Here is a 22,434-nt window from a genome sequence, read left to right on the forward strand (position 1 = left end):
TGACCTGTGCAACCGGAAGGGCAGTGCCGCCTGTGCAGGCCAACCTGCGAGGGCGCCAGACACAGCAGTCCAGCTGTGGCCGATGCACCCCCTTGGCAACCGGGCGTCGTTGGGGCAAAAGGAGGGAAGATTTTGACCCGGAGGCATTGCCGTGAGCGAGACCGATACTTTCATCGATGAAGTGAGCGAAGAGGTTCGTCGCGACAAGCTGTACGCATTGATGCGAAAATACGGCTGGATCGCCGTTTTGCTGGTCGTCCTGATGGTGGGTGGTGCGGCCTATAACGAATGGCGCAAAGCCAGCGACAGATCCGCCGCGCAGTCCCTTGGTGACGCCATTCTGGCCGCCGAAGAACAAGCGGACCCGGCGGAACGTGCAGCGGCCCTTTCCGCGATCGACGCGACCGGAGATGCCGCGGCAGTGGTCGCGATGCTGTCAGCAGCCGACGGTGAGGCGGGCGTAGACGCCCTGCGCGCCTTGGCCGATGATGCCAACGCCGATCCCCTGTATCGTGATTTGGCGCAACTGAAACTTGTGTCAAATACCGGGTCGGGTCTGGACACCGCCGCGCGGCGCGCGCGGCTTGAGCCACTGGCCATTCCCGGCGCGCCATTTCGTGTTTTGGCGGAAGAACAATTGGCGCTTGTCGAGGTCGACGAGGGGCAGCCAGACGCCGCCATCACGCGCCTGAAAGCTCTTTTGGTGGATGATGAGGCCTCTGGGGCCTTGCGTCGACGCGCGTCTCAGTTGATTGTGGCGCTGGGTGGGTCGTTAGAGACATCCTGACCACCTACACTGGACACCGGTCCGGTTTGAAAAGACATTTTATGTATCCCGGGGGGCATCTCGTGAAGTTGAAACAAAGCGCCGGAATTTTGGTCTCGTTGAGCCTATTGGCGGCATGTTCCCAACCGGAATACATTTTGCCAGGTGATCGCGAAGATTTGCGCAGCCTGAACCCGCAAACTTTGAGCGCAGGTGAACTGTCTGACGCCGCCGCTGCGGTCGAAGGGGCCGGACGCCAGGATGGCGCGCGCCCAATCTCGCTGCCTGCGACGGTCAATCATGCAAGCTGGACCCATCTGGGTGGCAGCTTGACCCATCAGGTTCGCCATCCCGCCCTGTCACCGGCACCAAAACTGCGCTTTGCAGCGTCGATCGGGCAGGGCAATGACCGCAAACACCGCATCACCGCCGAACCGGTTGTGGCCGGTGGTCGGATCTTTACTTTGGACAGCCGCGCACAAGTTGTAGCCACGTCGACCGCAGGCGCAACCCTTTGGGCGCGCGATCTGACCCCGCCGTCTGACCGTTCAGACGACGCTTCGGGGGGCGGATTGGCCTATGCGGATGGCACGGTCTATGTGACCTCTGGCTTCGGTCTGGTCAGCGCACTTGACGCCGCGACCGGCAAGGTCAAATGGCAGCAAAAAATGGATGCGTCCGGTTCTGGCGCACCGGCAGTGTCGGGCGGGCTGGTTTACGTCGTCAGCCGGGACAACAGCGCGTGGGCCATTGAAACCGGCACCGGCCGCGTCAAATGGCGGCTGTCCGGCACCCCAAGCCAGGATGGCGTTGTGGGCGTGTCGTCGCCTGCTGTGACCGACCGCCTGGTGCTTTTGCCCTTCGCGTCGGGCGAGATCGTCGCCGCTTTGAAAAAAGGTGGCGCGCGGACCTGGTCCAACCTGATCGCAGGTGAACGCGCGGGTCGCGGCTATTCGATCGTGACAGACATCACTGGCGAGCCGGTGGTGAAAGATGGAGTGATCTATTCCGGCAATCCGGCGGGACGCACCGTGGCGCTCAACCTGTCTGGAGAACGTCTGTGGACGGCCAAAGAAGGCGCCGTTAGCCCGGTCTGGGTGACCGGTGGATCGGTGTTCCTTGTGTCAGACGAAGCACAGCTTGTGCGCTTGGACGCCAAGACCGGCGAACGCATCTGGGGCGTGCCGCTTCCCTATTATACCAAGGCGAAAACCCGCAAACGCAAGGCGATCTATGCCAATCTTGGGCCGGTTCTGGCGGGCGGACGGCTATGGGTCGCGTCCTCGGACGGGGTGATGCGTGGCTTCAACCCCGTCGATGGTACGCTGGTTGGTCAGGTGGCCATTCCCGGCGGGGCAGCAACACGACCTGTGGTCGTGAACGGCACCGCTTATCTGGTCTCGCGCGACGGCAAACTTCTGGCTTTGCGCTGACCAATAAAACCGTGTATGCGGGGCGCTTCATGTGACCCGGAGTCGGAAATGAGTTTCACCCTCGCTATCGTAGGGCGCCCGAATGTGGGCAAATCCACCCTGTTCAACCGTTTGGTTGGAAAACGCCTTGCGCTGGTTGATGACCAGCCCGGCGTGACCCGTGACCTGCGCGAAGGCGAGGCGCGGCTGGGCGATTTGCGCTTCACAGTGATCGACAGTGCTGGGCTTGAAGAAGCCACCGACCAAAGCTTGCAGGGGCGGATGCGTCGCCTGACAGAACGCGCCGTCGAGATGGCGGATGCCTGCCTGTTCTTGGTCGACGCCCGTGTCGGCATCCTGCCGTCAGATGAAGTGTTCGCCGACATCCTGCGCCGCAAAAACGCGCATGTGATCCTTGCGGCCAACAAATCCGAAGGCAAAGCGGGCGAAGCTGGATATCTGGAGGCTTTCTCGCTTGGGCTGGGCGAACCGATCCGTCTTTCTGGCGAACATGGCGAAGGCATGGGCGAATTGATGGATGTTCTGCGCCCGATCTCGGAAGAATTTGAGGAACGCGCCGCGGCCATAGCGCCCGAAACGGATGTGGATTTTGACGAGGAGGCCGATGATGGCCCGCGCGTCCCGACCGAAGACAGACCGCTGCAAGTGGCGGTGATTGGCCGCCCCAACGCGGGTAAGTCCACGCTGATCAACAAACTGCTTGGGGAAGAGCGGCTGCTGACGGGCCCCGAGGCCGGGATCACCCGCGACGCCATTTCAGTACGCTTTGACTGGGGCGGCGTGCCCACGCGAATATTTGACACCGCTGGCATGCGCAAACGCGCTAAGGTTCAGGAAAAGCTTGAGAAACTGTCGGTGTCTGATGGCGTTCGAGCCGTGAAATTCGCCGAAGTTGTGGTGGTTTTGCTTGATGCGGAAATTCCGTTTGAACAGCAAGACCTGCGCATCGCCGACTTGGCAGAGCGCGAAGGGCGCGCTGTTGTCATTGCGGTCAACAAATGGGACGCCGAGTCTGAGAAGCAATCCAAGTTGAAAGAGCTGAAAGAAGCCTTTGAGCGCCTTCTGCCACAACTTCGCGGTGCGCCCTTGATCACCATCTCGGCCAAGACGGGCAAGGGTCTGGATCGACTTCAAGCAGCCGTGATGCGCGCTCACGACGTTTGGAACCGCCGGGTGAAAACCGCCCAGCTGAACGGATGGCTGGCGGAAATGATTTCAGCGCACCCGCCCCCCGCACCGGGCGGCCGCCGGATCAAGCTGCGCTATATGACACAGGTGAAAACGCGCCCGCCCGGGTTCGTGGTGATGTGCTCGCATCCTGATAAACTGCCTGAAAGCTACAGCCGTTATCTGGTCAATGGGTTGCGCGAGGATTTCGACATGCCCGGCACACCGATCCGGCTGACCATGCGGGGGCAAGGAGATAAGAACCCTTACAAGAACCGAAAGAAGTCGACGCCGTCGCGTCTGCGTAAACATTTGGGCAAAGGGCGGGCTGACGAATAACGCGCGCTATACCTTTGAAAATGTTAATCTAACATGCACCCCGTTGATCACCCTGATCTGCGGGGTGTTTCTTTTCTTAAGCGTTTCGGATGAAACCTGAGACAGGGATCATTCGAAACACCGCTCAGCATTTCGGCGTTTCGCCAAAATCCGGTGATCTAGGCATTCTCTAAACGCGTTAGGCGGAGAAATTTGCCAAACGGGTCATTTCGCTGTCATGATAGAAGCCTAGCCTATTTCCAAAACTGTCAGATCCGGAGGTTTCCATGTCTCTTACCCTTTCCCGTCGTGGCTTTTTAGCCGGCACAGCTGGGTTAATCGCCCTGCATCCCTATTCGTTGATGGCGTCGTCCAATCAGGCGCATTTGCGAATCATGGAAACCACGGACTTGCATGTCCACGTCTTCCCCTATGACTACTATTCCGATCGGGAAACCGACACGGTCGGGCTTGCCCGCACCGCGTCTTTGATCGGAGATATTCGGGCCGAGGCGACAAATTCGCTGCTGCTGGACAATGGCGATTTTCTGCAAGGCAACCCAATGGGCGACTACATCGCCTATGAGCGCGGCATGAAAGAGGGTGACATGCACCCCGTGATCGCGGCGATGAATACGCTTGGCTTTGATGCGTCGACGCTGGGCAATCACGAGTTTAACTATGGCCTTGATTTTCTGATGAAATCTGTCGCAGGTGCGGGTTTCCCGGTGGTCTGCGCAAACGTCGCCAAGACGCTTGGCGCCACCCCGCGTGAGGACGAAACCCTATTGCCGCCATATGTGATCGTGGATCGCGAAGTGACCAATGGCGGCGGCACGGTGCAGCCAATCCGTATCGGCTTTATTGGCTTTGTTCCGCCACAAATCATGAACTGGGATCGTCGTCATCTGGAAGGCAATGTGATGGCCCGCGATATTATCGAGACCGCGCGCGCCTATATCCCACAGATGCGGGAAGAAGGTGCCGATCTGATCATCGCGCTGTCTCATTCCGGGATCGGGGCGGCCGAGCATACCGACGGGATGGAAAACGCCTCTGTTCCGCTGGCGGCTGTCGAAGGGATTGATGCCATTCTGACCGGCCACTCGCATTTGGTGTTTCCGTCTTCGACATATGCTGATTTTGCCGGAGCAGATGTCGAAGCTGGCACACTGATGGGCATCCCGGCAGTCATGGGCGGCTTTTGGGGGTCGCATATGGGCCTGATCGACCTGATGCTGGAACATGATGGTGGTGCATGGCGTGTCGTCTCGCACACTTCAGAGGCGCGGCCGATTTACAAAAGGAACGAAGATCGTTCGATCACGGCCTTGGTGGAAAGTGATGCGGCTGTGCTGGCATCGGTACAGAAAGAGCACGACGAAACGCTGGAATATGTACGTCGCGCCGTCGGTAAGACGGATGCGCCGCTGCATTCCTATTTCGCGCTGGTCGCGGATGATCCATCGGTGCAAATCGTATCAAATGCTCAAACCTGGTACATCGAACAAATGATGAAAGGGACCGAGCATGAAGGGCTGGCGGTCTTGTCCGCTGCTGCGCCGTTTAAAGCCGGTGGTCGGGGCGGGCCGGAATACTATACCGATGTTGAAGTTGGCGACGTCGCGATCAAGAATGTGGCCGACCTTTACCTGTATCCCAACACGGTTCGGGCCGTTCGTATCAACGGGGCGACGCTGCGGGAATGGCTTGAACGTTCGGCGACAATCTTCAACCAGATCGAACCAGGGGCCAAGGATGCCGTCCTGCTGAACCCTGAAATGCCAAGCTACAATTTCGATGTGATTGACGGTGTGACCTATCAAATCGACCTAAGCCAGCCGGCGCGTTACAATAAAGATGGCGAGGTGATCGCACCGGATGCGCACCGCATTGCAAACCTCAGCTTCAATGGGCAACCTATTGATGAAGATCAGGAATTCATCGTCGCTACCAACAATTATCGTGCCGGTGGCGGTGGGCATTTCCCCGGTGCGGGCGGTGACACGACGATCTTCGAAGGTCCGGATACAAACCGCGATGTCATCGTGCGTTATATCGTTGAAAAAGGCACGGTCAGCCCGAAGGCTGATGCAAACTGGACCTTCGCGCCGATGGCGGACACGACCGTTCTGTTCGAAACCGGTCCGGCTGCAGCAAAACATGCAGCCTCGGTTCCGGGTGTGACGATCGAAGAGGCCGGTATGTCAGACACAGGCTTTGCGCTGTTTCGCATCGCGCTTTGACGCTGGCTGCAGGGTCTAACTAAAAGGGGGCGACCATTGGTTGCCCCCTTTCTGCGTGCTGTATGTCGGCTTAGTTCAGATAGGGCATCGGATCGACCGGCTCTGTCCCTTTGAACACAAGGAACTGGATTGCGTTATATTGGTTCTTTGAGGCGGACGCGATCTGTTGGCCGCGTTGTACCTTCTGACCTTTCTTGACCTTGATACCATCGATGAAGCTGTAGGCGCTTTGGGTGCCGTTGCCGTGGTCAATGACCACGATCTCTTCCCCCTCGACATCTTTGGACACCAGTCGGACCGTGCCGCTGGCCGCGGCTTTGACAGGATCGCCGGGTTTGGCAGAGACAAGGATATAACCAGCTTTCTCGGCATCAAACAGGCTGGTGACTTTCCCGGCCACTGGCAGGGCCATGCGCGCCGTGCTTGCGGGCGTGCGGGTTTCTTCCAACTTGGGTGATGCCGGGGCGGACACTTTGGTTGGCACTGTTTCATCCTTGGGCAATGGTTTGGCGGAGGACGGCGGCGTCGGGGCCGCCGAACCCTGTCCAGGTTGACTGATACGCGTTGTCGTAACGGGTGCGTCAACCTTCACAGGGATCATCAGATGTTGACCTTCGCGCACCGTCAGGCTTGAGCCCAGCCCGTTCCAGTCAGCCAAAGACCGGACCGAAACGCCATAGCTGCGCGCAATGGAATAGGCGGTTTCGCCGCGTTTAACGCGGTGCCGGGTGGGTTGTTCGCCGGATGTAACGGGCGCGGTGCCTGTCGTCGTTGTGCCAGACCGGTCAATCGCGTCGCCCGCCAAGGTTGCGATGTCGATATTGTCCGAAGGCTGGATCACCCCGGAGGCCGGTTCGGCCACTCTGCGGGGCAGCGCCAGGACTTCGCCTTCGCGCAACCGGGCGTCAACCGAGACGCCGTTATAGCGACCAAGCTCGGCCGGTGCCATCCCAATGCGACCGGCAACCTGTGCAACCGTGTCACCGCGCTTGGCGACGGCCACCTGATAGCTGGGATACGAGATTACGCCGCGCGCATCTGCTTTTGGTCGCGCCGCTGTCGTGGCACCTTGTGCCGCCGCGGTTGTCGACAGGCCACCATCGGCGAAACGGCGCATGTCGAAATCGAAGGGTTTGTCGCAGGCCGTTAACCCCACCAGAACCCCAAACAGGGCGGCAGAGTGCATAAGACGCCGCCGCACAGGGCGGGGCGCACGCATTTCGGTCGTGCTTTGGAATGGCATAGCTCTCATCCTCAATCCATTGGCCTGTTTGCAGGCTCTGGTTGCGACCCTTGCTGGGCCTTTTTACTGCTATGTGGGGCTTGGCCCCACGGTTCCGGCTCCCCGGTTTGTCTTTCTCGCGTCAGTCCTGCCCAAGCCCTTCCAAAAGGGGCACGAAACGCACCGGCAGAAGCTCATCATACTCAAAGCCATCTTCGCTGCGCGTCACCTTTATCAGGCTCTGGACGGCATCGGACTGGCCCACCGGCACGATCATGATACCGCCAATGGCAAGCTGCGCCAAGAGGGGACCGGGCGGGTCCTCGGCAGCAGCGGTCACAATGATGCGGTCAAACGGCGCTTGGTCGGGTAATCCGCGCGATCCGTCGCCGGTGATCGCGGTGATATTGTGCAAATCCAGTGCCTCGAAGATCTCGCGGGCTTCACGCACCAGTTTCTGGTGGCGGTCGACGGTGTACACACGGCGCGCAAGGCGCGACAGGATCGCCGCCTGATAGCCGGACCCGGTTCCCACTTCGAGCACTTTGTCGCGTGGATTGATCTGTGCGGCCTGCGTCATCAGGCCCACCACGGAGGGCTGCGAGATCGTCTGCCCGCAGGAAATCGGCAGCGGCATATCTTCATAGGCGCGTTCGGCAAACAGGCCGCGCACGAAGGGCCCACGATCGATTTCTTCCATGGCGGACAGGACGCGCGGGTTTGTCACCCCCTTAGAGCGGAGGGCAAACAGGAACTGCATTTTGCGTTCCGCGTCCTGCACCCTAGCGTCGCTCATCCAAACAGCGCCCCCAAAGTATCCAGATGATCATGCGCCGTAAGGTCCGCGCGCATCGGTGTCACGGACACATACCCATCAAGGTTCAGCGTCAAATCCATGCCCGGTGAAGATGGGTTGGCCTGCGGGCCACCTTTGATCCACAGAAATTTGCGGCCCGAGGGGCTGTTCTGCGCTTCAATTCCGAAAAAGGCATCATGGCGCCAGCCTTGCGGAGCGGCCCTGACACCTTTCACCAGGTCCGCTGCGACCGGCGGGAAATTCACGTTGTAAAACAGCCGGTAATCAGCGCCGTGTTCCCATGGCGCATCTGCCAGCAACCGGCGCACAATCTCGCCACCACCTGCTGCCGCTGCATCGAATACATTGTCCAGCCCCATTGTCCCTTTGCCCATGTATTGCGACAGCGCAATGGCTGGCAGGCCCTGCAAAGCCGCCTCCATCGCGGCGCCGAGGGTGCCGGAGTACAGAGCGTTTTCGGCCGAGTTGTTGCCCCGGTTGACGCCCGAGATCACAAGATCGGGACGGTCCGGCATCACGTCATAGATCGCAGCAATGACGCAATCGGCGGGACTGCCTTCGGCGGCAAATCGGCGCGGGGCGTGTTCGGCAATCATGAACGGGTGGGTGTAAGAAATGCAATGGCCGACGCCGGACTGTTCGAACGCGGGCGCAACGGTCCAGATTTCGGCCTTTTCGCCCGCAAGCTCCATCGCGACTTCCTGCGCGATGGCTTCCGCCACCTTCAAACCCGGCGCGTTTATCCCGTCGTCATTGGTGATGAGAATACGCATGGTCTGGCCCTTCTGCCCGGCTGTCCACCCGTTGTTTCGGGCAGTGATGGTTTCTCAATAGGACAGCTTGGCGCGCGCGGCAAGCGCAGCGCGATCTTTGTGGCAAGGCATGCGGGCGTAATGCGCTCAAGCAAGCCCTGCGTCTGACAGGATGCGTCGGGCCTCGTCGTCGACCGGAGCCAGTTTGCTGCGGTCTTCACCGGGGAAGAACCGTGCCCGCATCGAGGTTGCGAGCGGCTTCGGTTCGGCAATGATGACGCGCGGCCCCAGTTTGGTGTTCTCCGCGGCCCAACTGCGCACCAAGGCCATTTGGGCGGCTTTCGTCGCGCCGTAACCTGCGAAAAACTTCTCGCCCGCGTGGTCGTCGGCAAAAAACAATGCGGTGCTGTCGTCGGTCATCAGTGCGTTGACCATGAAGATCAGGTTGCGCGTGGCTTCCACGTTTGTCTTTAGCGCCTGACCCCAGCCCTTATCGTCCAAATCTGGCGTCGGCATTAGGGCAGGGCCATAGATAGCTGTATGCGCCCAGACGTCGACCGGCCCCCAGCGATCATGGATCGACCGACACAGATGCGCCATCGCATCCTTGTTGGTGATGTCCATCGGTGCCAAGGTCGCTGCGCCGCCAGCGGCTTTGATCTTGTCGTCCAGTTCTTCAAGCGCGCCTGTGGTGCGGGCCACGGCCACAACGTGATGCGTTTTGGACAGTTCAAGCGCGAGGGCCGCACCTAAGCCGCGCGATGCGCCTGTGACCAATGCGATTTTCTGGGTATCCGTCATGACGGCGTCATCTCATCCATGTTTTCGAGGTGCAAGGCAAAACTTACCGTAACTAACGACGTTACTCTGCCGCTTGCAGCTTGAACCCGCTTTCAACTTTGTCAGAAGGCGTGACCGGATATTCGCCCGAGAAACAGGCGTCGCAATATTGCGGGCAGTCCTTGTTGCGGCCAGATGCCTCGCCGACCGCACGATAAAGACCATCCAGAGAAATGAATTTCAGACTGTCGACATTCAGGTGCTCGCGCATCTCTTCTTCGGTCATGGTCGCAGCCAGCAGCTTCTCGCGCTCGGGCGTGTCCACGCCGTAAAAGCAGGGCCAGGCGGTCGGGGGGCTGGCGATGCGGAAATGAACCTCGGCTGCACCTGCGTCCAGCATCATGTCCTTGATTTTCCGGGTGGTGGTCCCGCGCACCACGCTGTCATCGACCAGAACCACGCGTTTGCCCCTGATAAGGGCGCGGTTCACGTTGAGCTTCAGGCGAACACCCATGTTGCGGATCTGCTCGGTCGGCTCGATGAAGGTGCGGCCCATATATTGGTTGCGGATGATCCCCATCGCATAGGGAATGCCGCTTTCCTGACTGTATCCGATTGCGGCGGGCGTCCCGCTGTCCGGCACCGGGCAGACGATATCGGCATCCACCGGGGTTTCGCGGGCCAGCTCGACCCCGATCTGACGGCGGGTTTCATAGACTGAACGCCCGCCATAGCTGGAATCCGGGCGGGAAAAATAAACATGTTCGAAGATGCAAAACTTTGAGGGTTTAGGACGGAACGGGAAGCTGCTTTCAACGCCTGCTTCGCTGATCACGACCATCTCACCCGGCGCAATTTCACGGATAAATTCGGCGCCAATGATGTCGAGCGCGCAGGTTTCCGATGACAGGGCCCAGCCATCCCCCAACCGCCCCAAGACCAGCGGGCGCACGCCGTGCGGATCGCGCACGCCGATCAATTTGGTGCGGGTCATGGCAACCACTGAAAACGCGCCTTCGACACGGCGCAGCGCGTCTTCCATCCGTTCCGGGATGCTGCGCTGAAGCGACCGGGCCATCAGGTGGATGATGCATTCACTGTCGGAGGAGCTTTGAAAGATCGACCCGCGTTCAATCAGCTCGCGGCGCAGCGCGTTTGCATTGGTGATATTGCCATTATGCGCAATCGCCGCTCCGCCCATCGAAAACTCACCAAAGAAAGGCTGCACATCGCGGATGACGGCCCCTTTGGATCCGGCGGTGGAATAGCGCACGTGACCAATCGCAATTGGTCCGGGCAGGGTCTTCATCAGGCTGGCTTTGGTAAAGTTGTCGCGCACATAGCCAAAACGACGCGCCGAGTTGAAGCCTTGGGTGCTGTCATGACAGACGATACCGCCCGCTTCCTGACCGCGGTGCTGCAGGGCGTGCAGACCAAGGGCGACAAAATTCGCGGCATCCACCATGCCAACGACGCCAAAAACACCGCATTCCTCTTTCAACTTGTCATCATCAAAGGGATGCGCAGGTGGCATAGAGGGCGTGTCGTTGGGCGAGGTGTCGGACATGGCAGCGAGCTCCGATTCCGTGACGTTGGCCCCGTCTTAATGGACCCATTGCACTATGTCACCAAACTATCACAAAGCGGGGTGGGATTTCTGCTGAGAGGCCGGGTACGCGCGCCCAAAAACAAGAAACGCGCCCCGAAAGGCGCGTGTTCTAAAGTGTGATGGTTGTTGCGCGGTATTACGTGCCGGTAGTGCAGGCGCCCACCAGCTCTTCGTATTTACCAACGATCCAACCGGGGGCGTCCTCGGGGATCTGCTCGTTGATTTTGTCTTGCGTGCGGGCAAAGATCTTGGCGGTGCGGCTGTCATCTACCATGGCAATCGTGTCCGTGGTGACGATGCGGTCATAGATCACCAGCGCGATGGCCACCAAAAGTAGGCCGCGCGCCACGCCGAAGATAAAGCCAAGCGCCTGATCCAGCCCACCAAGGGCTGAGCGTTGCACAGCGGACGAAAAGAGCGGAGTGAAGATTGAGACGATCACCAGAGCCAGTGCGAAAACCCCTGCGAAAGCCGCGATCATCGACAGTTCACAACTGTCAGCGATGAAGTCTTTCAGAACCGGGATTTCCTTGACCAGCGGCAGTGCGCGGGGCGCAAAAATATAGGCCAGAATGGCCGCAGCGATCCACCCGAGGATGGACATGCCTTCGCGCACGAACCCACGCGAATAGGCCAGAATGGCCGAAATCAGGATGACCGCCGCAACGATCCCGTCAATCAAGGTAAAGCCTTCCATGTCGTCTCACTTCGGCTCAAGCTTTGCTTGCGACCGTCCCTGTCTGTGGGGCTAACCCGCCCCGAAAATCTCACCAACGAACCCAGTCAGGTCCGCCATTTTCTGTATCTTCAAACCCGAACCCGAGCCTGTTTTGCTGCGCGTGGGCGCAATTGCGGCTGTAAAACCAAGTTTTTGCGCTTCTTTCAACCGGTTTTCGGTCTGTCCCACGGGGCGCAACGCCCCTGATAGACTGATTTCACCAAAAACCACAGTCTCTTTCGGGATTGCGGCGTCCTCGCGTGCGGAAAGTAGCGCCGCCGCCACAGCAAGGTCGGCAGCCGGTTCGGTGATTTTCATGCCACCAGCGACGTTTAGATAGACATCCAGCCCTGCGAAGGGGATGCCGCACCGGGCTTCCAGAACCGCCAATATCATTGCCAATCGGCCGCTGTCCCAGCCCAAAACCGACCGGCGTGGCTGGCTGAGGGAAGAGGGCGCGACAAGCGCCTGAAATTCGACCAGCACAGGTCGCGTGCCTTCAATCCCAGCAAAAACCACCGAACCGGGGGCAGGGTCTTCACGGTCGGACAGAAACAGGGCGGACGGATTTAGCACTTCGGCCAGCCCCTTTCCGGTCATTTCAAACACGCCGATTTCATCTGCCGGTCCAAAACGGTTTTTCACGGCGCGCAGGATGCGAAACTGGTGGCCGCGCTCGCCTTCGAAATACAGCACCGTGTCGACCATGTGTTCGACAACACGTGGGCCAGCGATTTGCCCTTCCTTTGTGACGTGACCGACCAGCACAACCGAAATGCCGCGTTTCTTGGCAAAGGTGGTCAATTCGTGTGCGGCGGTGCGGACCTGGCTGACCGACCCAGGCGCGCTGTCCACATGGTCGGCCCACATGGTCTGGATCGAGTCTATGATGGCCAGCGCCGGGCGTTCGGTGTCCAGCGTCGTCATGATGTCGCGCAGGTTGGTCTCGGCGGCCAGTTTTACCGGCGCATTGGTCAGGCCAAGACGTTGGGCGCGCATCCGGACTTGCGCCGAGGCTTCTTCGCCCGAGACATAAATCGTGGGCAGACCGGCCTTGGCGAATTTTGCCGCCGCTTGCAAAAGCAGGGTGGACTTGCCGATACCGGGATCACCGCCCACCAGAATGGCCGATCCGGGCACAAGCCCGCCGCCCAAAACCCGGTCAAGCTCGCCCATGCCGCATTCGGTGCGCGGTGGCGGGGCTTCTTCCGTGGACAGGTCGGTCAAGACCACTGGCGATCCGCGCTTGCCGCCCAAAGATTTTGAGGCAGGACCGGCACTTAGCGGTGTGTCTTCAACAATGGAATTCCATTCCCCGCAGGCCTCGCAGCGCCCCGACCACTTGGACGAGGACGCGCCGCACGCGTTGCAAGTAAAGATTTTCTGAGCTTTTGCCATGGGGCGTTTCTGCCTGAGCACTTGCGGGCATGCAAGACCTGTTGGGCGTGCCGTGTTATGCCCGCTGACGTTTCGTTGTGGCAAAGCTGAGCGCGATAGACGCCAGCACGCAGGCGGTGAATAAATACAGGCCCCACCCGGTCTCGATCTTCGCCAGATCGATGCCTTTTACCAACACGATGTAAAGCGCGATCAGGAAGATATCGGCCATCGCCAATTTGCCAAGGACGTTGAACACCGGCAGCATCTTGCGGCGCATCATGCCGAACTGAATCAATGCCAGCCCGAGCACCTTCATGATCGGGGCAAAGACCGCGAAGAATGTGACGATCAGTGCGAGGACCACATCCGTGTCCCAGAGCGCTTGCAGGCCAGAGATCACGCTGACTTCCTTCAGGCCAAAGAGCGGCAGGTTGATCCCCGCGCGCATGAGCGGCGCGAACCACGCGATGGGGAAGGCGATCAGGAGGGCGAGGTTGAGGTATTTGAGCATGTTGTCAAACTGGTTTCTTTTAATAGCTCGAAGTTAGCAGGTTGCGAAACTGCCTATTCATGGACTTAGCATGGTCATTGCGAAAAATATCAAAGACAAGATCATGGCAGAAAACCCAATGACACCGCTGGCCAGTGGAAGATTGAGTGCCCACCTGTACCAAATGTTTTGACGGGTGGGCCAGCAAATCATCATTACTACGATCCAAGCTAGGTAGCTGATTGAAGCGAGTGCCAATATCCCGAAGCCGAATGACTTAATCAAGGGCTCACCTATCATAAAGATGATTGCCAATAGAGCGACAACAATGGCTGAGCGTTTCCAGTCTTTTTGCAAAAGGAGGCACAATACATAAACGCTAGTTAGACAGTAGGTAACTAGCGCCCCAATCAACGCTACCCAAAGCAGGAAGTACGCTGGACCAATCAATGTCTCACCGCACCGCCTCAATTGGCCCCTCAGCGCTGCCCGAGATAAATTGCGCAACATAAGGATCGCCGGACGCGTCCATTTCGCTGACCGGGCCGGTCCACTGGATCTTCCCGTCATGCAGCATCGCCACCTTGTCGGCGATCACGCGGACCGAGGACATGTCGTGGGTGATGGTCATGGCGGTGGCGCCCATTTCGACGACGATCTCGCGGATCAGGTCGTTGATGACGCCGGACATGATGGGGTCAAGCCCGGTGGTGGGCTCGTCAAAGAAGATGATCTCGGGCTCGGCAGCAATCGCACGGGCAAGGCCCACACGTTTTTGCATGCCGCCGGACAGTTCGGCGGGGAACAGGTCGGCCACATCCGGGGTCAGGCCGACGCGGCGCAGTTTCTCAACGGCGATCTCGCGTGCTTCGTCCCATGGGCGGGCTAGTGAGCCGCGCAATAGGCGGAAGGCGACGTTCTGCCAGACAGGCAGGCTGTCAAACAGCGCGCCGCCCTGAAACAGCATCCCGAAACGGGCCAGAAACGCGTCGCGTTCGGCCTTTAGGGTGTCTTCGCCATCCAGTGTGATTGTGCCGCTGTCTTGTGTCATCAGGCCAAGGACGCATTTCAGTAGCACGGATTTTCCAGTGCCCGAGCCTCCGATCACCACCATGCTTTCGCCACGCGGAATGGTAAGGTTCACACCTGCCAAAACTTGCTTTGGGCCGAAGCCTTTATGAACGTTTTTTAACTCAATCATGATGTAAAGAAGAAGCTGGTGAGAAGGAAGTTGGCGGCAAGGATCAGGATCGCGGCGGCCTCGACCGAGGTCTTGGTGGCCCGACCCACACCCTGCGCGCCGCGACCGGAATTCATGCCGTGATAGCAGCCCATGACGGCGGCAATGAACCCGAAAACCGCGCCTTTCACAAGGGAGGACACGATGTCAGCGGTTTCAAGGAAGTTCCACGTGTTGTTGATATAGGCCCCCGGGGCGAACCCAAGCTGCTTGGTGCCGACGATATAGCCGCCCATGATGCCGATGATATCACCGATGCCCACAAGGGCGGGCACGACAAGAATTGCGGCCAGCACACGCGGCGCGGTCAGGTATTTCATCGGGTGCGTGGACAGGGTGACAAGCGCGTCGATCTGCTCGGTCACTTTCATGGTGGCGATTTCGGCGGCGATCGAAGATGTCACGCGGGCGGCGATCATCAGGCCGACCAGCACTGGCCCAAGCTCGCGGACCATGCCGATGGCGACGATCTGTGGCACCACGGCCTCGGCCGAAAAACGTTGCCCACCAGAGTAGATTTGCAACGCCAAGGCCGCGCCTGTGAAAATCGCGGTCAGGCCGACCACTGGCAGGCTGAAATACCCGATATTTAGCAACGCATTCAGAAATTCGCGGGGATAGTAGGGGGGGCGCAGGATATGGCTGAGGGATTGACCCGCAAACATCGCCACGCGCCCGACCATGGCCAGAAAGCCAAGCGTCACATGACCAATGGCGGCCAAAGGGTAAGTTAGCGGCTTCATCCGCGACCTCGCGCATAATAGCGCGCATACCGCGCACCAAGTTGTGTCAGAACTTCATAGCCGATTGTACCCGCCGCGTCAGCCAGATCATCCGGGCTTTGGTGCTTGCCCACCAGGGTCAGCGTTTTTGGCGTTTCGTCCAGGTGGCTGATATCAACGGTGATCAGATCCATCGACACACGACCCAAGATCGGGCAGGGCGTATCCATGTGAAACAGAACCGCATGGTTCGACAGGGAACGGGATATCCCGTCTGCATAGCCACCGCTTACCGTGGCCACGCGGGCCGGGTGCTCGGCGATCCACGAATTGGAATACCCGACGCTTTCCCCGGCAGCCAGATCGCGAATTTGTATGACGGGCACATCCAGCGATACGACCGGTTCGGCCTTGTCGAACGGCAAGCCGCCGTACAGCCCGATTCCGGGGCGGGTCAGATCAAAATGATAGTCTGGCCCCATCAAGATGCCCCCGGTGGCGGCAAGGCTACGCGGAACGTCCACGCCTTCGGTCATCTCGTGGAAGGTTTCAAGCTGTTGGCGGTTCATCAGATGGGTCGGTTCGTCCGAACAGGCCAGATGGCTCATGATTAGGCGCGGGTTTTGCGCCAGCACCAGATCGCGCAAAGCGGCCCATTCGTTTGGCTCCATGCCCAACCGGTTCATCCCAGTGTCCAGCTGCACCCCAAATGGATGGCCGGGCAGCGCTTCAAAATGCAGGGTCAGCTGTTCGACCGAATTGAGCATCGGCACAAGACCCAGATCGTGGATCATGTCAGTGTCGCCAGACATATGCCCGGCAAAAACGCTGATCTCTGGCCCGGGGCCAAGCGCTTCGCGCAAAGCCGCACCTTCTTCGGCCACGGCGACAAAGAAGCGTCGCGCCCCGGCGGCGGCCAGTGCGCGGCCAACTTTGCCCACACCAAGCCCATAGGCGTCGGCTTTGACCACGGCGGCGGTTTGCACGTCCTGGTCGGATTTGGCGTCCAGCGCCCGCCAGTTGGCGGCCACGGCGTCCAGATCAATGGTAAGTCTGCCTGTACTCATAAGGGGGGTTTTTGACCTGCGGGTGGCTTAGGTCAAGGCAAAAATCTGCTCTGGTCGGACCCCGCGCGGTTTTCCCCACGCCCTGTGGTTCAGAAACGCGCGGTTGTTCGGCTAATCGGCGAGGACAGTCACGACCTCGCTTGAGCCTTCCAGCGTGCGGTGAACGGGACAGCGGTCGGCGATCTCTAGCAGGCGGTCCTTTTGATCTGCGTCCAACGTGCCCTCCAGATGGATTTCGCGGCGGAACAGGTCGACCCGGTCGCGGGTGCCGGTTTCGGCATCTTGCGCGTGAACTTTGTCGTGGCTGACATCAACCCGCACATGGTCAAGCGGCCAACCCTTGCGTCGCGCATACATGCGGATCGTCATCGATGTGCAGGCCGCAAGTCCAGCCGCGAGAAACCCGTAAGGCGACATGCCTTTGTTGGTGCCGCCATAGGCCAGGGGTTCGTCCGCAAACGTGTGGTGGTTTGGTCCGGATTGTATGTCTTGCAAGAAGCCGCGGGGGTCCGCTTCGGCGGCACGCACGATGCCTTCCGGCGCTCCGGGCGGTGGCGCAGGTGGGGCCAGTTCGACGTATTTGGCAGCCCAAGCGGCAATAACCTCCGCGACATATTCCGCATCACTGGGTCGCGAGATAAGGTGATCGGCGTCATCCAGTGTGACAAAGCTTTTCGGGTGTTTCGCGGCCATGAAAATGCGCGCGGCATTGTCAATCGAGACGATTTCGTCCCGAGGGGCATGTAACACAAGGATCGCGGGCTTCAATGCGCCTAACACTGTGTCCAGCTCGCTGGCTTCGACGTCTTTGATGAAATCGTCACTAACCCGAAAGGGGCGTCCGCCCAGACTGATTTCGGCGCTGCCTTCGGCGCGAATACGTGGCACCGCGTCGCTGAAATTGGCGACCACATGGGCGGGATCTGCGGGTGCGCCTATGGTCACAACGGCTTTGGTGCCGGGCAGCAGGCTGGCCGCTTTGATGACTGCCGCGCCGCCCAACGAGTGGCCAATCAGCAGGCTGGGGGCCATGCCCCGGTCCGCCAAAGCTTGGGCTGCCAATGTTAGGTCGTCGACATTGGATGAAAAATGAGTGTTCTCGAACTCTCCCTCCGAATGACCCAGACCGGTAAAGTCAAACCTCAGGACGGCGATACCAAGTCCGGCCAGCCGCGCTGCGATCCGGCGCGCGGCGACAATGTCTTTTCCGCAGGTGAAACAATGCGCAAACAGGGCTGTCGCCAGATGTGGTCCGTCTGGCAGATCAAGCCGTGCGGCCAAAGCATGGCCTGCATGACCCGTAAAACTGAATTTCTCGGTTTTCATCGACATCTCCCAACGGCGCGTGCTTGCACATTGGTCATCCTGCGCTTAGCTCACAAGATCGGCGGAGGGTTGCTCACGCAAGGGTGATTGAATGTTCCTTTTTTCGGCAATGCGGGTAACAAGAGCGCATGATCAAACGTAGTCTAAAAAAACTGTTGCTGCTGGCACTTACCTTGTTGGCCGCTGGTTATTTGGGGAAGTACCATCCGGCAGGTGACAGCCTTGGCGTGTTCCGTCCACAGATTGCATTGGTGATCGTGATATTGGCTGTCCTGCTTTGGATTGCCTCGGCGCGCCGGTGGGCGCTGTTGGGGTTGGTCGCTGCCGCAGTGTCACTGGGTCCAATTTATTGGATGAGCGGTGCGGTAAGCGCGTCAGGTGGTGCAGAGTTTAGCCTCTATCAAAAAAACATGCGGTTTCGGGTCGAGGATCCCGGATTGCTGGCCGCCGATATACTGGCGCGTCGCCCGGACTTTCTGACGTTGCAAGAGGTTAGCGGCGCGAACATGGCCGTTTTCGATCAGTTGGATGAGATATACAAAGCGCGCCAGTTTTGCCCCTTCGCGACGATCGGTGGCGTGGCGGTTGCGTCGCGCTGGCCGATGGTGGCGGGGTCGGGGTTCTGTGCCGAAGCCGACGGTCTGGCGGCGATGAAGGTAGTGACCGCTAAGGGACCAGTCTGGGTCGTGTCTATCCACTTGCACTGGCCTTGGCCGAAAAGCCAACCGGCCCATATTGCCCGCCTTTTGCCTATTCTGGCCGAACTTGCGCAGGATGAACCGTTTGCACCGTTGGCCATTGGTGGCGATTTTAATATGGTTCCCTGGAGCCATGCGATGGACCGCGTCGCAGACACCAGCATGACAGAACGAATTGGCCCGCCGCATGTCACGCTGACCAAAGCGCAGGGATGGATGCGCGTGCCAATCGACCATGTGCTGGTCAGCGGGGGAGATGGCAGCGTGCAGCGTGTCTCGCGCCTAGGGTCTGACCATTTCGGCCTTTTTGCCCGGTTTGCCTTGCCGTTTGAAAAATAGGCCCGTTGGCCCTTGCCAACCCCTGCGCCACCACGGAAATATCGCAGATATTCATGACGGAGCCTGCTGTGGTCGAAATCTGCCAAAAAGTACTGCCCATCCGCCCTTGGGAAGATGACCGCCTAAGTCGTTTGCCCGGGCTCGTACCGATGGCACCGGGCGAATGGCTGGTGCAAGACGATGCTTACGGGGCGCAGATGGCGCACCGGATTGCCCTGATCCGCGACAAAGAAGCGGTGGTTCATCGGTTGAGTGATGCCGCCCGGCCTGCGGCGGGCGAATTGTTGGATATGGTACTGTTCGAGCTTGCGACAATTGACGGGTTCGACGTCACACAGCAAACCGTAACCTGCCCGGATAGGCGCATTGTTCAGATTGACCGGGAAGCACCGTTATTGACTTGTGGCGCTTTGGTGCAGGAAGACCTTGTGTTGATGGAAAAGCACGGCGACGAACACGTGCTGACTGGCGGTATCCTTTGCTTCCCGGCAAGCTGGTCGCTTGACCAGAAATTCATGAAGCCGCTGATCCGTATTCACAAGCCTGTCGATGATTACACGCCGGATATCGCACTGCGGGTGCAGCGGCTGTTTGACGGCATACAGGTTGAGCGTCCCATTTGGCGGGCAAACTGTTTGACTTATGATGACCCGGAATTGCACCAACCGCGAACCGAGGAAAACCGACGCCAGACTGACCCACAAAAAGCTCAATGGATCAGGGTCGAGCGTCAGGGAATGCGACGTCTTCCAAAGACCAAGGCGGTGGTGTTTTCAATCCACACCTATGTCGTGCGAAAAGACACGACTGATTCTGTTAGCTAATTCCGTTAGCTTGTTTGGCGCGACTGTGGCGACAATCCGGCGAGAAAACGGTCGTGGATCGCTGTTCGGTTGAATTAATTCAAAAATTGCTATCTTTGGGTGCGAAAAACAAAAATTTGAACGTTTTTTTTACATAACGCTTTGAAAGATAGGCGCAGGTGGCTATCGCTTGGGCAGACTTTAAACGTTGACCAACAGAGTTTTTGGGAGCTGCGGCAACAGCGGCGTCTTCATAAGTAGCTTAGTATGAAAGGTTGAGAAAATGATGAGAATCGGACTGATAGTACTGGCCTCAGCCGTCGTGCTGTCTGGCTGTGTAAGATCCAGCTATGAAAGCACACCTGTCGAGGTGAATACCCCGAAGGGTAAAGTCACCTGCCAGCTTTATACGCCAGAGCGGGTTCAGTGGGATGAAGCGATCGCCAAACCGGACACTATGTCGAAGCAGGAAGCCGACAATATCTGCATTGAGCAGGGCGCCAAGCAATTGGAAACCTACCGTTCGTTAGGCGGACGCAGTTGATAATTCAGCAGCTGAACGGCTGGTAAAAGCTGCTTCTGCTGAAGGTTTGATAGATTGAAATGGATAAGGGCGCCGATGTCGGCGCCCTTTTGTTTTTGTCGTCAGCTAACAGCTTTGACCTTAGCAGCTGTAATACATCTGGTATTCAATCGGGTGAGGTGTGTGCTCATAGGCGTAGACCTCTTCCCATTTCAGATCCAGGTAACCTTCGATCTGATCCTTGGTGAACACGTCACCGGCCAGCAGGAAGTCGTGATCGGCCGCAAGGCTGTCCAGTGCTTCGCGCAGCGATGCACAGACCGTTTCGATGCCTTCCAGCTCTTCAGCCGGCAGATCATAGAGGTTCTTGTCCTGAGCGGGGCCCGGGTCGATCTTGTTCTTGATGCCGTCAAGGCCAGCCATCAGAAGGGCTGCAAAACACAGATAAGGGTTTGCCGCAGGATCGGGGAAGCGGGCTTCGACGCGTTTTGCTTTCGGGCTTTCGGTCCACGGAATACGGACACATCCCGACCGGTTGCGGGCCGAATAGGCGCGCAGAACAGGGGCTTCAAAACCCGGGATCAGACGCTTGTAGCTGTTGGTCGACGGGTTGGTGAAAGCGTTCAGCGTCTTGGCGTGCTTCAGGATGCCGCCAATGAACCAGATCGCCTCCTGGCTGAGATCGGCATACTTGTCGCCAGCAAACAGCGGCTTGCCGTCTTTCCAGATCGACATGTTCACGTGCATCCCGGTGCCGTTGTCGCCGGCAATCGGCTTGGGCATGAAGGTCGCGGTCTTGCCATAGGCATGCGCCACGTTGTGGATGACGTACTTGTATTTCTGCAACTCGTCGGCCTGTTTGGTCAGGCTGTCGAAGATCAGGCCAAGCTCATGCTGGCACGATGCCACCTCGTGGTGATGCTTGTCGGTCTTCATGCCAAGCTGTTTCATCGTGGTCAGCATTTCCGACCGCAGGTCTTGCGCGTCGTCAATCGGGTTCACAGGGAAGTAACCACCTTTGACGCCCGGACGGTGCCCGGTGTTGCCCATTTCGTATTCGGTGTCCGAGTTCCACGCCGCGTCAACCGCGTCCACTTCGAACGACACTTTGTTCATGGTGTTTGAAAAGCGCACGTCGTCAAACAGGAAGAACTCAGCTTCCGGGCCCATGTAAGCCACATCACCGATGCCAGATGCTTTCAGGTAAGCTTCGGCTTTTTCGGCTGTGCCACGTGGGTCGCGGCCATACTTCTCGCCGGTGTCGGGCTCAACGACTGAGCAATGCACGCAGAGCGTTTTTTCCGCGTAGAACGGGTCGATATAGGTCGTGGTCGTGTCGGGCATGAGTTTCATGTCCGAGTTTTCAATCGACTTCCAGCCTTCGATCGACGAGCCGTCGAACATAAAGCCTTCTTCCAGGAAATCTTCGTCGACAAGGTCGCAATCCACAGTGACGTGCTGCAGCTTGCCGCGCACGTCGGTGAAGCGGATGTCGACATAGGCGATGTCGTCTTCCTTGATTTGTTTGAGTACGTCTTTAACGCTCATGTCAATTATCCTCTGGTTCGTATCTTATCGAGATTGGGTCAGATCGCGTCCAAACCGGTTTCACCGGTACGAATGCGGATGGCTTGTTCGACGGGGCTGACGAAAATCTTGCCGTCGCCGATTTTGTCTGTTTTGGCGGCTTCAACGATCGCCTCAATGGCTTCGTCCACCTGATCAGCAGGCAGAACCACTTCGATCTTCACTTTGGGCAGGAAGTCGACGACATATTCGGCGCCCCGGTAAAGCTCGGTATGGCCTTTTTGACGGCCAAAACCTTTGACTTCGATCACCGACAGGCCTTGCACCCCGATGTCCTGAAGGGCTTCTTTGACTTCATCCAGCTTGAACGGCTTGATGATGGCTTCGATCTTTTTCATCTGCATCCCTCATGTGGTTGCTCGCGTTGCGACCCAAAGACCACTTTCCACTGGGCGCGACAATTGGATAGGCTGACGCAGGGCGGTCTATTT

General features: G+C 58.6%; 21 protein-coding genes. 7 read left to right on the forward strand and 14 right to left on the reverse strand.

Annotation, left to right across the window (positions count from 1 at the left end; genetic code table 11):
• The first annotated feature begins 151 nt into the window (after nt 1-151).
• The 4 genes from K3556_RS06575 (at nt 152) to K3556_RS06590 (ending at nt 5,930) form a co-directional block, all read left to right on the forward strand.
• A complete protein-coding gene (locus K3556_RS06575) occupies nt 152-787 on the forward strand; it encodes a hypothetical protein (protein ID WP_260518921.1) in 636 nt (211 codons plus the stop codon).
• Between the two features lie 68 nt (nt 788-855).
• On the forward strand, nt 856-2,199 hold the full coding sequence (locus K3556_RS06580) for a PQQ-like beta-propeller repeat protein (protein ID WP_260519187.1): 1,344 nt from the start codon (nt 856-858) through the stop codon (nt 2,197-2,199).
• A 48-nt stretch (nt 2,200-2,247) separates the two neighbouring features.
• Nucleotides 2,248-3,705, forward strand: a complete 1,458-nt coding sequence (gene der / locus K3556_RS06585) for a ribosome biogenesis GTPase Der (RefSeq protein WP_260518922.1) — start codon at nt 2,248-2,250, stop codon at nt 3,703-3,705.
• 266 nt (nt 3,706-3,971) lie between these two features.
• Nucleotides 3,972-5,930: a bifunctional 2',3'-cyclic-nucleotide 2'-phosphodiesterase/3'-nucleotidase gene (locus tag K3556_RS06590; protein WP_260518923.1), complete on the forward strand. Its 1,959-nt coding sequence runs from the start codon at nt 3,972-3,974 to the stop codon at nt 5,928-5,930.
• Between the two features lie 70 nt (nt 5,931-6,000).
• Here the strand turns inward: K3556_RS06590 and K3556_RS06595 are convergent, their stop codons facing one another.
• The 12 genes from K3556_RS06595 to K3556_RS06650 form a co-directional block, all read right to left on the reverse strand.
• A complete protein-coding gene (locus K3556_RS06595) occupies nt 6,001-7,173 on the reverse strand; it encodes a LysM peptidoglycan-binding domain-containing protein (protein ID WP_260518924.1) in 1,173 nt (390 codons plus the stop codon).
• A 121-nt stretch (nt 7,174-7,294) separates the two neighbouring features.
• Nucleotides 7,295-7,948: a protein-L-isoaspartate(D-aspartate) O-methyltransferase gene (locus tag K3556_RS06600; protein ID WP_260518925.1), complete on the reverse strand. Its 654-nt coding sequence runs from the start codon at nt 7,946-7,948 to the stop codon at nt 7,295-7,297.
• On the reverse strand, nt 7,945-8,742 hold the full coding sequence (gene surE, locus K3556_RS06605; RefSeq protein ID WP_260518926.1) for a 5'/3'-nucleotidase SurE: 798 nt from the start codon (nt 8,740-8,742) through the stop codon (nt 7,945-7,947). Before surE ends, K3556_RS06600 begins: the two co-directional genes overlap by 4 nt.
• 126 nt (nt 8,743-8,868) lie before the next feature.
• A complete protein-coding gene (locus K3556_RS06610) occupies nt 8,869-9,522 on the reverse strand; it encodes an SDR family oxidoreductase (protein WP_260518927.1) in 654 nt (217 codons plus the stop codon).
• Nucleotides 9,523-9,583: 61 nt separating this feature from the next.
• Complete coding sequence (purF, locus tag K3556_RS06615; RefSeq protein ID WP_260519188.1) at nt 9,584-11,035, reverse strand: amidophosphoribosyltransferase; 1,452 nt, start codon at nt 11,033-11,035, stop codon at nt 9,584-9,586.
• A 211-nt stretch (nt 11,036-11,246) separates the two neighbouring features.
• Entirely contained in the window at nt 11,247-11,807 is a 561-nt protein-coding gene (locus tag K3556_RS06620; protein ID WP_260518928.1) for a CvpA family protein, read from the reverse strand.
• A gap of 51 nt (nt 11,808-11,858) precedes the next feature.
• The gene (gene radA, locus K3556_RS06625) at nt 11,859-13,226 is read right to left on the reverse strand and encodes a DNA repair protein RadA (RefSeq protein WP_260518929.1); all 1,368 of its coding nucleotides are present in this window, start codon (nt 13,224-13,226) and stop codon (nt 11,859-11,861) included.
• 55 nt (nt 13,227-13,281) lie between these two features.
• Nucleotides 13,282-13,719 carry a paraquat-inducible protein A gene (locus K3556_RS06630; RefSeq protein WP_260518930.1) on the reverse strand — a complete coding sequence of 146 codons (438 nt, stop codon included), beginning with the start codon at nt 13,717-13,719 and terminating at the stop codon, nt 13,282-13,284.
• 433 nt (nt 13,720-14,152) lie between these two features.
• On the reverse strand, nt 14,153-14,899 hold the full coding sequence (locus tag K3556_RS06635; RefSeq protein WP_260518931.1) for an ABC transporter ATP-binding protein: 747 nt from the start codon (nt 14,897-14,899) through the stop codon (nt 14,153-14,155).
• A complete protein-coding gene (locus K3556_RS06640) occupies nt 14,896-15,681 on the reverse strand; it encodes an MlaE family ABC transporter permease (RefSeq protein WP_260518932.1) in 786 nt (261 codons plus the stop codon). Before K3556_RS06640 ends, K3556_RS06635 begins: the two co-directional genes overlap by 4 nt.
• Entirely contained in the window at nt 15,678-16,727 is a 1,050-nt protein-coding gene (gene alr / locus K3556_RS06645) for an alanine racemase (RefSeq protein WP_260518933.1), read from the reverse strand. Before alr ends, K3556_RS06640 begins: the two co-directional genes overlap by 4 nt.
• A 111-nt stretch (nt 16,728-16,838) precedes the next feature.
• The gene (locus tag K3556_RS06650; protein WP_260518934.1) at nt 16,839-18,053 is read right to left on the reverse strand and encodes a bifunctional alpha/beta hydrolase/OsmC family protein; all 1,215 of its coding nucleotides are present in this window, start codon (nt 18,051-18,053) and stop codon (nt 16,839-16,841) included.
• A gap of 128 nt (nt 18,054-18,181) precedes the next feature.
• Between K3556_RS06650 and K3556_RS06655 the strand changes: the two genes are divergently transcribed.
• The 3 genes from K3556_RS06655 to K3556_RS06665 all read left to right on the forward strand — a co-directional run bounded on the left by K3556_RS06655 (nt 18,182) and on the right by K3556_RS06665 (nt 20,437).
• A complete protein-coding gene (locus K3556_RS06655; RefSeq protein ID WP_260518935.1) occupies nt 18,182-19,090 on the forward strand; it encodes an endonuclease/exonuclease/phosphatase family protein in 909 nt (302 codons plus the stop codon).
• 53 nt (nt 19,091-19,143) lie between these two features.
• Nucleotides 19,144-19,914, forward strand: a complete 771-nt coding sequence (locus tag K3556_RS06660) for a heme-dependent oxidative N-demethylase family protein (protein WP_260518936.1) — start codon at nt 19,144-19,146, stop codon at nt 19,912-19,914.
• A gap of 265 nt (nt 19,915-20,179) precedes the next feature.
• Complete coding sequence (locus tag K3556_RS06665; protein WP_260518937.1) at nt 20,180-20,437, forward strand: hypothetical protein; 258 nt, start codon at nt 20,180-20,182, stop codon at nt 20,435-20,437.
• 120 nt (nt 20,438-20,557) lie between these two features.
• On the opposite strand, the gene glnA is transcribed toward K3556_RS06665, so the two are convergent.
• Nucleotides 20,558-21,964 (reverse strand): type I glutamate--ammonia ligase, encoded by a 1,407-nt coding sequence (gene glnA, locus K3556_RS06670; RefSeq protein WP_260518938.1) that lies wholly within the window; start codon nt 21,962-21,964, stop codon nt 20,558-20,560.
• 38 nt (nt 21,965-22,002) lie between these two features.
• Complete coding sequence (locus K3556_RS06675) at nt 22,003-22,341, reverse strand: P-II family nitrogen regulator (RefSeq protein WP_260518939.1); 339 nt, start codon at nt 22,339-22,341, stop codon at nt 22,003-22,005.
• Between the last annotated feature and the right edge of the window lie 93 nt (nt 22,342-22,434).

Origin of the sequence: Aliiroseovarius sp. M344 (genome assembly GCF_025140835.1) — a bacterium.
In the GTDB taxonomy this organism is placed as follows: Bacteria; Pseudomonadota; Alphaproteobacteria; order Rhodobacterales; family Rhodobacteraceae; genus Aliiroseovarius.